Source organism: Mycolicibacterium tusciae (genome assembly GCF_002086795.1).
Taxonomy (GTDB): domain Bacteria; phylum Actinomycetota; class Actinomycetes; order Mycobacteriales; family Mycobacteriaceae; genus Mycobacterium; species Mycobacterium tusciae.
In genome coordinates this window covers 15,943-27,026 of the sequence record NZ_MVIM01000033.1, presented here as the reverse complement: position 1 = coordinate 27,026, position 11,084 = coordinate 15,943, and the positions used below count along the sequence as shown (strand labels likewise).

The following is an 11,084-nucleotide window of genomic DNA, read 5'->3' as shown; positions in this document are numbered from 1 at the left end:
GACCGACCCAGTGTGTGGGGCCACCAGATGGTCGCCCAAACACCACCAGGAGCACTCGAAGCCGCAACAACATGAACACCGTATTCAGAAAACCATCTGTCAAAGCTCAATCACCAGCGCACGGAAAGGGGAGCTCGATGAATCATCACCATCGGGTAGACCCCAGGATCGGCTATGCGAACCGAAAGCGGTTTGAATTGGATTATCAATAGCAATCTTTTTCGGATTCGAGTTAAAACAGAGATTTTTATCCAGCCAGTCCAAGAAACGTAGGAGATGATATGTCCATTGTCGGAGATAAGAACGACATCCAGCAGCTGATCGCAGCGGGTCAAGAAAGCCTTGCAAAGGGTCGTCTGCCCGCTGGATTGGTCGCCAACGCGGAAGTTCACAAGCTCGAAGCGCAGCGAGTTTTCGGGACGTGCTGGCAATTCCTGGCCCACGAGACGGAGGTACCCGAGGCAGGCGATTACGTGGTGCGATATCTAGGCGGCGGTTCAATCATCGTTGTCCGCGGCGAGGACGGCGAAGTGCGCGCGATGGCTAATTCGTGTCGGCACCGCGGGACACAACTGTGCCGTACGGAGATGGGCAATACCTCCCACTTCCGCTGCCCGTATCACGGCTGGACCTACCGCAACACCGGAACTCTGGCCGGCGTGCCGGCGCAAAAAGAGGTCTACGGGGTCGAGATGGACAAAAACGAGTGGAGTTTGACCCAGGTTCCGCGCCTCGAGAACTATGGTGGATTGATCTTCGGTTGCCTAGACGAGAAGGCAGCACCTCTCGTCGACTACCTGGGCGATATGGCGTGGTATCTGGACCTCATCACGAAGAAGACCCAGGGTGGACTGGAGGTGCGTGGCGAGCCGCAGCGTTGGATCATCGACTCCAACTGGAAGCTCGGCGCAGACAACTTCGTCGGGGACGCCTACCACACGTTGATGACGCACCGATCGGCGGTGGAACTCGGTCTTGCTCCGCCCGATCCAAAATTTGCATCGCAACCGGCCCATATCAGTCTCTCCAACGGTCACGGCCTCGGCGTCCTCGGGGTGCCACCCGGCCAACCGTTGCCGCCCTTTATGAACTATCCACGAGAGGTCGTCGACGGGCTCGCCGAGGCTTATGGCGACCAGGATCACGCAGACATGCTGCAAGGTACGGCCTTCATTCACGGCACGATCTTTCCGAACCTCTCATTCCTCAACGTCCTCATCGGTAAGGACAACAAGTCAATGCCGGTGCCGATGTTGACGTTTCGGCTGTGGCGGCCACTGTCACACGACGCGATGGAAGTTTGGTCGTGGTTCCTCGTCGAGAAGGACGCCGACGAAGAGTTCAAACAGCAGTCGTATGAAACCTACGTGCGAACCTTCGGCATTTCCGGGGTGTTCGAACAGGACGACGCCGAGACCTGGCGCTCCATCACTGCGGGAACGCAAGGCCTTCTCGCAGGCAGCCAGATGCTCAACTTCGAAATGGGCATGGGTGTGCTGACGAGCGACGACACTTGGAAGGGGCCCGGTCGTCCCCTGTCCAGCGGGTACGCGGAGCGTAACCAACGCGAATTCTGGGGTCGCCTGCTGGAGTTGCTCACCGACTCGGGCGACGACGCCAGCGAAACTGGGCCCCAACTGCGCGCGCAGTCTCTGACCGGTGCGGACGAGGTCGCCTGATGAGGCATCGGGTATGTGCTGGCCGCGCAATCGATTTCAAGCGAGTCATAAAGGATGGTGTTCCATGGTAGCGATGGTCGAACAACAGATTCTTCTCCGCAGTGAGATGGAGAATTTTCTGTTTCAAGAGGCGGAACTGTTAAACGACGGCCGGTTTCACGATTGGCTGGAATTGTGTGCCGAAGATATCCGGTACATCATCCCGTTGCGCATGAGCAGAGAACGCGCCAACGGCGACGGAAATTCGACGACAATGACCCACTGGGACGACGACTACGCAGGCTTGCAGCTGCGGGTGCTACGTCTGGACACCGAATACGCATGGGCAGAAGATCCGCCCTCACGGATCCGACACCACGTGTCGAATGTGCGGGTACAGCCCGGGACAGGGACGGACGAATACGATGTCCGCTCCAATCTCCTTGTGTTCCGAAACAGGGGGGACAGTCCGAAGCACGACCTCATCTCTGCGGAGCGCCACGATGTCATCCGCCGCAGTGAGGTGGGCCTGCGGTTAGCGAGCCGACGGGTAGTGCTTGATCACGCCGTTGTCGGTACCCACAACCTGGCTAACTTCTTTTAACGGGTGACGTTGAGGTTGCATCACTTAACGCCTAGGAAGGTGCAGTCGTGACAGGCGATGCCAGCACGGAAACGACCATCGCGAACGAGTTCGCGTTCGTCACTGTCGACAAAATCTATACCCGCAACGGTGAGCGGTTGGAGATCGCCAGTCCCCGCCTTGGGTTCCGTATTCAGCTCGACCCACTGGAACTTGAGAGTCTGTCGTGGCAAACCAAGGAGAGCCTTTCTCGGTTTCTTCAGGACCCCTACGGTCCCCGCGATTGAGGTGGCGCGAGAACGCAGTAGCGGATCGTTTCTCATTCACCCATTCACAGATGGTCGGCAGGACGTCTGCAAGACAACTGCAGGCGCCTCGGCCTGGGACCGCTTGAGCCATGTCGGTGAGGGGCGCACTTAGTGAGGAGTGGACAAATGGTCCATGCGGACATCGATCCACGTCGGTGCTGCGGCTACCGTTTGTGCGTTGACGTCGCGCCAGACGTCTTCGCGATCAACGCCGCTGGGAAGGCGAAAACATTGGTGGGCGACATTCCGGTTGGTCTAGTAGTCGCGGCCCGTGCGGCATCGCACGAGTGCCCGTCGGCGGCGATCACCATACGCGATGCCGACCGCCAGCGATAGCGCCGCTAACGGCTCACATCAGAAGAAGGCCGATAGCTCCTCGACGACGTGATGGGATTGTTAGAGGTTGAGCTATGAGAACGGCTGTCGTCTATCGTCGGCTTGCAACAGCCGCGAAAGATGACTTCGCAAAGGACAACTACAACGCGCCTGATGAAGTGCAATTCGAGCTATGCGTTTTCTCTGATGGCCGTGTCGCGCAGCGCTGGATGGTGGGCGCTGGCTCTGGCGTTTGGTGGGATGACCTAGACCATCTGTATAAGGTGCACATCTACGCGCACCCTGATTACGGAACCAAGGTTGTCTGGTCCGACGGCGAGGTCGAGGAGCTATGAAAGCTGGTGCCATTACGACGCCTCACGTCCAACCTGGTGCCGGTCATGATCACCGCAGCCACACCGCCGGGTGTCCGCTCCAAACCTCTCTGCTTAACAGAGCCCTCTTCTACTAGAATGGTTGTGTGCATGCGGTGACGCACGACCCTGGGTCAGGGGGCCAGACCTTCGGCGTTGGTGTTCGGCGGAGCGACAGACTCTGTCGGCGAGCTGCGTTTTCCGCAGCGAGAAAGTGAGGTGTTGCCAATGGCGGCGACGGCGAAGATCGGGGAATCGTACTTCAGCCGACGGGAGACCGTATGCACTGAACAGTTGAGCGCGGCCGAGCACCTCGCTTCGGAAATTTTCACGCCGCACCGTCTCCGCTTCTCCGGGCGCGGCCAGCGGTTGAATGCCCGGCTCAGCGCCGCCCGCATCGGTGCTGTGACCATCGGTTATCTTCGGTACGGTGCAGATGTCGAACTCGTCAATTCGACTGCGCTCGATGATTACCACATCAACGTTCCCCTCACGAGCCACGCCGATTCGTGGTGCGGCTCAGCCACTGCTCAAGCGACGCCCACCCAGGCGGCGGTTTTCCTCCCAGGCCGTCCTGCTGGCATCAAGTGGGCCGCCGACTGTGGCCAGCTATGCGTGAAGTTCAGCCGCGCGGATCTGGAACTCGAACTCGAAGGCTTGCTTGGAAGACCTGCGATTAGACCGTTGAATATCACGCATAGCATGAACCTGACGGCGGACAGCAGCCGGGCCTGGCTTGCGCTGCTATCGATATTGTACCGAGAGGTCTCTCGCCCTGAGAGCATCGTGCAACATCCGATGACCGGGCGACATTTCGAACACTTGCTTATGCATGGGTTTCTACTCGCCCAACCCCATTACCAGGCCATGGCGCTCGCCGCCGCCGACCAACAAGCGGCGCCGCCGCCCAAAGTGCTGAGGACAGCACTCGATCTGATTGAGGAGCATCCCGAACGGAGTTGGACGACAACCGATCTTGCGCGCGAGGTTGGTATCGGTGTCCGCGCTCTTCAAGAGAGCTTCAGGCGGCACGTCGGGGTTCCCCCGCTCACGTATCTGCGCGAAGTCCGGCTAATCCGTGCGCACGCAGAACTGGCGGCGTCGTCCGAGGGTGCCGTCACTGTTGCTCGCGTAGCGATGAAGTGGGGCTTTGGTCATTTGGGTCGCTTCAGCGCGGACTATCGGCGCAAGTTCGGCGTCACTCCCCAACATACTTTGCGCGCGAGCTGAATTCGCCTTGGCGCAGCGCCATCGAACGGCGTCAGCGGCTAGGCCAGGAATCCGTCGACGGTCTTGATGATCTGGTAGGCGACTCGCAGCGTGGGCACATCCATGCCCAGTTCTTCAGCGGCGGCGACGTAAGGGCCCAGCATGAAGTCGACCTCTGTCTTACGTCGTCGCAGAACATCCTCGTACATCGAGGGGTGGCCCGTGCTTCCCTTCTCGCGCATTACTTTGCCCTGTCCGATGACAAACTTGATCGCCTCGTCCGTCGGAAGGGCGTCGAGTTCCTTGAGACGGGATAGAGGCGCAAAGAAGTTCATCGGCTCGTAACCCTTCGCGCGGTAGACCGCGAGAAGGTCCTTCGCCAGCGCGACGAAGTACATCGCTCCCTCAGGCACCTCCATGCCCTCGAAGACCGAGGCGCCAGGGATTGCGCCCAGCGCGGTGACCGACCACGCGGCCGCCAGCGCGATCTGCGCGAGCTTTTCCCACTCGACCTGCTCTATGTTGCCCACCGCCATTGCAGGAAGGCCGGCGTTAGTGAAGGCAGTCGTCAGGTCGTCGACGCGCGCACTGCATGAGCCGTCAAGTTCCCCAAAGTAAGCGGTCACCTCAGCTGTTAGGTGATTGCGTACGAGGCCCGGTTCGAGCAAGGTACCGCCCTCGATCGTGGAGGCTCCGATCACCCGGTCCGGCCCAAGCCACCCGGCGAGAGTCGCATCTTTCTCGACGGTGTTCTGCACCGACAACGCGCTGCTCACGACATCGCGCAGCCTGTCAGCCTCTGCCAGCGCCTGCGCCGTATCTTTGCCTTTCACCGCCAACACTAGGTAATCGAAGTGTCCACTGGCCTTGGCGGTCTGGTTGACCGCTGTCAAGTTGTCGGTGATCACCAGGTCGCCCCGGCGGCCGGTGATTCGGAGGCCGTCGCGGGTGATCGCCTCGGTGTGCGCCGGCCTACCGACCAGGGTGACATCCACGCCAGTGTTCGCCAAATAGCCGCCCAGGACCGAACCGAGCCCGCCCGCGCCGAGGATCAAGACGCGCATCAAATGGCCTCCGCGGCCGTCAGTTTCTCCTGCAGAACTTCGCGCTCCGGAGCAGACAGCCGGGCTTTGACGGGCGGCCGTACCGGGCCGGCACGAAGCCCCAACAGCTCGAACCACGCCTTCAGATAAGGCATCGCCGCGACGTAGGAACCCGTTGCCGCGATGCGGCCGATGAGCACCTCTTCGTACACCTGGCGGATTGCGTCCAGCTTCGCCGACACAGGCAGTGCCCCCGCCAGTTCACCAGCGAAGGCAAGGTCGGTGTAGTGGTGCAGTTCCTGCCGCCGTTTCCCGTACAGGATCAGGGAGAGCTCCCCATAAAGCACCCGACCCCCGAAGAGCGCAGCATCATGCGCCCAATAGCGCTCATTCGGCTCGCTGATGACAAGGCGGTCCCCGAAGCGGCGGCGTAATGCGATGCTGTCGGTCCAACTCAAAGTGCCATTCTTGATCCCGATGACGTTGGAGTGCTCGGCGATGCGAGCGACGGCGTCGTGGGTGTACACGAAACTGGATACCGGCGTCCGGTAGAGCACTAGCGCCAGCCCGGTGGCAGGGGCCACGAAGTCGAAGTAGTCTACGACGTCGTCGTCGGTCTTGAGCTGAACCGATGGGTTCATTATCTCGGCGCCGGTGAAGCCCAGAGACGCCACGAAGCGTAATCTTTCGACCGCCTGGTACGCCGACGAGTCCAGAATGATCGTAAACAAGGGAAGGCGGCCGGCGGTGGCGTCAGCGACTACCTCGTGGTAGCGCTGCCATTCGGCCAGTGTCATGTTCCATCCCTCAGCGAAAAAGCCGCCGACGACGAGGCCAGTGCAACCCATCTCCACAAACGCGTCGATGTTCTGCCGCAGACCGTCCTCGTCCAGCTCGAAATCGTCGGTGAGGGGCGTGACAGGACACATATAGAAGCCTCGAAGGTTCTCGGTGGCCCACGCCCTAGCATCGGATCCGAGCGGTGTCGTGATGGTCATCTTGTATGCGGTTCCTTCGGCGGTAGTTCGGCAGTTTGAGGGTTTGAGGCGGTCCGACTCGCCTACTCCTCCGCTTAATGTTCGAAACTGACGGAGGGCGTTGGCTCTCTGCCGAACATTGCCGGGGAGAACCGTGGACGTCTATCCCGTAAGCGCTGCGGAGACTCCGATTCGCGCCCAACCTGTAGCACTTCGACCTTCTTGGAGATGCACCGATTCGTTGCAAATCACGACAACTCGACGGACTCCTTGATGACGCATGCGCAACGACGACTAACGACCCGGTCTTAATCCAATCGGACAAGCTGATGGAACGCATGCTTGAAATGCCCCCTACCATCTGCTGGCGCACATCAGTAGCCTCATGGCACTAGATCGATAGCGGTCCCATCATGTCGCAGCCGAGTTCTGACGGTCCTCCTCGCTTGCATCCGTGAGATCAAACGCCGCTGCGCGCGGCGACCTGCAGAGCGACGAGAAGCCGCTGACGATCACGCTTCAGCATCGGTACCACTGCGGCGATCGCGGCGACTATCGCGGCGTCGGTCTGACGGATGCCGGCACCGCCGGCGAACACGCACTCGGCGACATTTCCTCGATAGTGGTGGCCCCTCCTTCGCGACGGATAGGCCGCGTCTGCGAGGACAGGACGGTCGGCGCGAGGACGTTGTATCGCGTGATGCGGGTTAGGCCGGCGAACACCCGGTTCTGAACGGCGCGCGTCGCTTGCGCCACCAGCGCCTAGCCAGCGGTGCAGTGCATCGGCGCTGGCAGCCGACGGTGCTGACGGACGCACGTCGCGTCATGCGTTCGGGTACAGCAGCTCATCGTCATTACGCGCGGCGAGGTGCACCGTGGCGAGGGCAGCTGCATATACGTGTCAAGCAAGAACGGTTCAGCCACCTCGCGCAAGCGGCCTTCCGGCCCCGCCAGCAATCCGGTGGTTCCAAATCCTGCGTACCACGTACTGTTGCCCGTCCCCGCGGCGCGGCGGTGGCGAGCCGGCGACCAACTCGGCCGCAAGGCGGTGTGTGTTGGCAACCGGCAGCCCGGCCCTGCGGGCCAACTCGGACAGGTCAGCCGGTTAGCCGCTCGTCAAGGCGCTGATTATGCTGAGCAGACACGAGTCGACAGTGGTTCTGCGCGTCGAAACATGCCTGCCAATTTCGGGCCCCCTTCCGCTGAGTGAAATTCATCGGTTCGCTAGTCTCGAAGTCGTCGGTACCGTAGGCGCCGTGACAGCGTTGATCGGCAGCAATCCCGACGGCGCCCTGGCGAGTCAGCAGGCGATCAGCGCGGAGATCGCGATCAAGTCCGGTCGCCGGCGTGATTGGGATCAGCACGTCACATCGATTTCAGTTTTGGTTCGTGTGACACCAAATTCTCAGTGGCACCCCTTGCGCATCGATCGAAGAGCCGTGGCGAGCTTGATCCTCGCTGCGCCGTCGGCCGCTGCTGGTGGGATCCCGTCCATTTTCGATCAGTGGGACGAGGCTGCGGCCGGCCCGCCGACAGACTGCCACACTGATGAATTTGCTTACGAGTAACTCGATGCACGAAAAGCGCCCTTGCCGTGACAAATTCGACGCTTCGGTACCCACTCCACGCAGGGTGAAGACGGTCAAAGAGGGATCGGCGTTCGGTCTCCTGCCCCGTTTGACACTAGGTATCGTTGCAGTACTTGGCGTGCAAGCACTACCGATACCGCCCGCCGCGCACGGCGACAACAAGCGACTCAATGACGGCGTGGTAGCCAATGTCTACACCATTCAACGCCAGGCGGGCTGCCCGAACGACATCATCATTAGTCCGACCCTCCAGCTCGCTGCCCAGTGGCACGCTCGCGATGCGCTGGCCAACAGCAACGTCGACGGCGACATTGGATCGGATGGTTCCACGCCCCAGGTGCGGGCGGAAGCCGCGGGATTCAGCGGCGTGGTGTCTGAAACCGTTGCGATAATTCCAGCACTCGCGTTGAGCGGCATCGAGCTGATCAACCAGTGGTATTACGACCCGGTCGATTTTGCGGTCATGTCTGACTGTGCAAACACCCGGATCGGGGTGTGGTCAGAGAATTCCATCGACCGCACAGTTGTAGTTGCGGTGTACGGCAAGCCCCAATGAGTCAAGAAGCAAGTCTGCGCCCAGACTATGCGGACTGCTCAACGCTTCCTGACAAGCCCCGCAAAGTGGTTCCCAGTGCATGACGCCGCGAGGCCGCGAAGCGCACCTTCACTCCGATGGCGGCATCTATGTCCCTAAGCAGGGTCATTTCATACGAGGCTCGCCGTCGGCAATTGCGACGGGCGATAACGCACTCAGCAACCAGAGCTGACCCAGCCAAACCTCAAGCCGCGCCGACGAATGCTGACGGGTGCATCCCCCTGCAATGACATTTACACGTTTCTGTGGTTATCGAACGACGAATCCCATTGGCACCGCATTGTTCCACCGGGTGTCATCTTTTCCAGCAACCAACAATTCTGTGGACTCAACGAAGAAATACACGAAGGAGCCCGTTCAATGACGCTATCCCGTGACGAGATAGATGAATTCTCGAAGAGTATGGCACGAGCAGCAGGCCGCGACAGCCAGCACGTGGGGGAGGAGCACCTTGTCGTTAGCTCCGACGACGCGCACTGGATCGAGACTGGAAGCCCATCTCAGATTGGGCTGCTCCTACGAATACCTGCTCGCTCGGTAGAGTTTTTTCTGCAGAAGATTCCCGGGGGCGAGGGCAGTGACCTTCATCGACACGTACATGAGTCGGTTCACTTCGTGCGATATGGCTCGGGTTGGTCGGAGATTGGCGATCAACGCGTCCGGTGGAGCGCGGGCGACTTCGTGTATACGCCGCCGTGGATCTGGCATCGCCACTATGCCGACGAGGGGCCTGACGTGGAGATGATCGTCATCGAGAATTCCCGCCTGCTGGCTGCGCTGGACGCCACTCAGAGGGAAAGTATGGGCAACACTAGCTTCGCCGACGCCTTCGGCGAGAAGTAGCGACTGGGTCCTCAGCGGATATTTGGCCTCCGCACATCCGCTCTGCGCCGACCTCGCCGGGCGAGGGAGCAAACCCCCAGAACCTCGGCTCCGTCTCGTCACGGCTGCGCCAGCCATGGTGAAGAACGGTCTGGTGTTTCATTTCGCCTTTCGAGGAGCGGATTTCGACGAGGAGATAATGGTGGCGAGGGTCGCTTCAAGGAGGGCAGGTGATCCGCGTGGCAGCTTCGCGGTTCGCTGGCACCAAATGGGGAGCGATTGGTCTCGTCCGGTGGAGCCCGCGTGGCAGCCCAGTCGTGTCAGGCGATCAATGAATTGTTTGCCGCGGCCGAATCTTGGTGTGGCGCATAAGTTGAACCACAGCGAGGGCGCCGTGGCCGCGGTCAATCTTGATATAAGTTTGCCTAATATTACCTGAACAAGAAATTCATGTGCCTGAACTATCTTGCCTCCGCACGGTGGCGGTTGGCCTAGCCTGTCACTGTGTGCCAAATCGCAGATGCTGATGTCTTCTCGCTTGGTCGGCGCGTGACACCGAGCGGCTCGAGGCGGCGTTGCAGCTGCTGAAAGAGCGGGAGTACGGCGAGGTGACGGTCGACGCCATTGCCGCCATCGCCCGTGCCAGCAAGGCCGTTCTCTACCCGGGCTGGACCACCACGGCAGCGCTGGTCTTGGCGGCAAGAACGGTAACCGTTGATCACGTCGCGGACTCAATCGACACCGGAACGCTACGGAGCGATCTGCTGGCTTTGAACGCACAGGAATGCAAGCACACCCCCGTCGAACATTGCCACGGGATATGCGGTCTCTCTGCTACCGGGTTATGTAGTCTTCCGCTCAATCGTCTTCGGCTGGCCAACTCACGACCGCACCGTTCAGATTCCCGACGACGTAGTCGTCCCCACCCTGACCTGATCCGTGGAACGGGTTGAAACCCAGCCGCTGGGCTACCTTCTGCACCGCTTAACTTCGGCGCTGCGTAGCGAGGTGACGGTCACGGTGCTCACGCCACTGGGTTTGTCCTTCCCTCAGTACCTATGCATGCGCTCGTTGTCGCAATCGCCCAGCATGTCCAATGCGCAGTTGGCGCGCGGTATCAACGTGTCCCCACAAGCTATGAACAGGGTGGTGCGGGGATTGCAGAAGCGCAGCTTAGTGGTGCGGGCCGCAGTTGTGCCGTCTGGGCGATCACAGCCCATCGAGTTATCGTTCGAGGGCGCCGAGCTGCTCAAGCGCACCAATTCCGGTGTGCGCGCGGCCGAACGGCGTGTTCTCGCCGAGTTCGGCGAACAGGACCGGCGTGACTTGCTGAAGCTACTCGCTACGCTGGGACATGGGTGACGACCCTGAACTGTCTACCCACCTGCACGAGCTCTTAGCCGTGGAGCGGTGCTGGGCCGACCTTCTCGCGCCCAATGCACCGCCGGAGGATCCGCTCACCCCGGTAGGTTCCTTTGCCTCCCGCCGGCGCCAATTTTCTGCCGTATTCGGAATCGGAATGAGTGTGCTCACCGCACTGATGAAACCCACGGGCGTACCGCCAAATCTTGGCCGCCGAGCGAGGGCCTTGGCGATGTGGACGGCCACCGT

15 protein-coding genes are annotated in these 11,084 nt (G+C 60.6%); 12 read left to right on the top strand and 3 right to left on the bottom strand.

Going from position 1 to position 11,084, the window contains the following annotated elements; genetic code table 11:
- Positions 1 to 281: 281 nt before the first annotated feature.
- From BST47_RS29520 to BST47_RS29495, 6 genes are all read left to right on the top strand, one after another.
- Positions 282 to 1,679: a Rieske 2Fe-2S domain-containing protein gene (locus tag BST47_RS29520; protein ID WP_083129298.1), complete on the top strand. Its 1,398-nt coding sequence runs from the start codon at positions 282 to 284 to the stop codon at positions 1,677 to 1,679.
- 64 nt (positions 1,680 to 1,743) lie between these two features.
- Positions 1,744 to 2,262 carry an aromatic-ring-hydroxylating dioxygenase subunit beta gene (locus BST47_RS29515; RefSeq protein WP_083129297.1) on the top strand — a complete coding sequence of 173 codons (519 nt, stop codon included), beginning with the start codon at positions 1,744 to 1,746 and terminating at the stop codon, positions 2,260 to 2,262.
- A 47-nt stretch (positions 2,263 to 2,309) separates the two neighbouring features.
- On the top strand, positions 2,310 to 2,528 hold the full coding sequence (locus BST47_RS29510; RefSeq protein ID WP_014211497.1) for a hypothetical protein: 219 nt from the start codon (positions 2,310 to 2,312) through the stop codon (positions 2,526 to 2,528).
- A gap of 147 nt (positions 2,529 to 2,675) precedes the next feature.
- Positions 2,676 to 2,885 carry a ferredoxin gene (locus BST47_RS29505; RefSeq protein ID WP_083129296.1) on the top strand — a complete coding sequence of 70 codons (210 nt, stop codon included), beginning with the start codon at positions 2,676 to 2,678 and terminating at the stop codon, positions 2,883 to 2,885.
- Between the two features lie 74 nt (positions 2,886 to 2,959).
- Entirely contained in the window at positions 2,960 to 3,220 is a 261-nt protein-coding gene (locus tag BST47_RS29500) for a hypothetical protein (RefSeq protein ID WP_083129295.1), read from the top strand.
- Positions 3,221 to 3,466: 246 nt separating this feature from the next.
- Positions 3,467 to 4,468, top strand: a complete 1,002-nt coding sequence (locus tag BST47_RS29495) for an AraC family transcriptional regulator (RefSeq protein WP_232076037.1) — start codon at positions 3,467 to 3,469, stop codon at positions 4,466 to 4,468.
- 38 nt (positions 4,469 to 4,506) lie between these two features.
- On the opposite strand, the gene BST47_RS29490 is transcribed toward BST47_RS29495, so the two are convergent.
- Positions 4,507 to 5,511: a ketopantoate reductase family protein gene (locus BST47_RS29490; protein ID WP_083129293.1), complete on the bottom strand. Its 1,005-nt coding sequence runs from the start codon at positions 5,509 to 5,511 to the stop codon at positions 4,507 to 4,509.
- A complete protein-coding gene (locus tag BST47_RS29485; protein WP_014211502.1) occupies positions 5,511 to 6,488 on the bottom strand; it encodes a dihydrodipicolinate synthase family protein in 978 nt (325 codons plus the stop codon). The genes BST47_RS29490 and BST47_RS29485 overlap by 1 nt, the downstream gene beginning before the upstream one ends.
- Before the next feature lie 433 nt (positions 6,489 to 6,921).
- On the opposite strand from BST47_RS29485, the gene BST47_RS31405 reads away from it, so the two are divergent.
- Positions 6,922 to 7,200 (top strand): hypothetical protein, encoded by a 279-nt coding sequence (locus BST47_RS31405; protein ID WP_234809926.1) that lies wholly within the window; start codon positions 6,922 to 6,924, stop codon positions 7,198 to 7,200.
- Positions 7,201 to 7,383: 183 nt separating this feature from the next.
- Here BST47_RS31405 and BST47_RS31400 read toward each other — a convergent pair whose 3' ends face one another.
- A complete protein-coding gene (locus BST47_RS31400; protein ID WP_234809925.1) occupies positions 7,384 to 7,554 on the bottom strand; it encodes a hypothetical protein in 171 nt (56 codons plus the stop codon).
- Positions 7,555 to 7,723: 169 nt separating this feature from the next.
- Between BST47_RS31400 and BST47_RS31395 the strand changes: the two genes are divergently transcribed.
- The 5 genes from BST47_RS31395 to BST47_RS29455 all read left to right on the top strand — a co-directional run bounded on the left by BST47_RS31395 (position 7,724) and on the right by BST47_RS29455 (position 10,835).
- On the top strand, positions 7,724 to 8,035 hold the full coding sequence (locus BST47_RS31395; RefSeq protein ID WP_234809924.1) for a hypothetical protein: 312 nt from the start codon (positions 7,724 to 7,726) through the stop codon (positions 8,033 to 8,035).
- A 4-nt stretch (positions 8,036 to 8,039) separates the two neighbouring features.
- Positions 8,040 to 8,612 (top strand): CAP domain-containing protein, encoded by a 573-nt coding sequence (locus tag BST47_RS29470; protein WP_207568730.1) that lies wholly within the window; start codon positions 8,040 to 8,042, stop codon positions 8,610 to 8,612.
- 399 nt (positions 8,613 to 9,011) lie between these two features.
- Complete coding sequence (locus BST47_RS29465; protein ID WP_083129291.1) at positions 9,012 to 9,494, top strand: cupin domain-containing protein; 483 nt, start codon at positions 9,012 to 9,014, stop codon at positions 9,492 to 9,494.
- Between the two features lie 587 nt (positions 9,495 to 10,081).
- Positions 10,082 to 10,426: a hypothetical protein gene (locus BST47_RS29460; RefSeq protein ID WP_234809928.1), complete on the top strand. Its 345-nt coding sequence runs from the start codon at positions 10,082 to 10,084 to the stop codon at positions 10,424 to 10,426.
- Positions 10,413 to 10,835, top strand: a complete 423-nt coding sequence (locus tag BST47_RS29455) for a MarR family winged helix-turn-helix transcriptional regulator (protein WP_083129289.1) — start codon at positions 10,413 to 10,415, stop codon at positions 10,833 to 10,835. Before BST47_RS29460 ends, BST47_RS29455 begins: the two co-directional genes overlap by 14 nt.
- Positions 10,836 to 11,084: the final 249 nt, after the last annotated feature.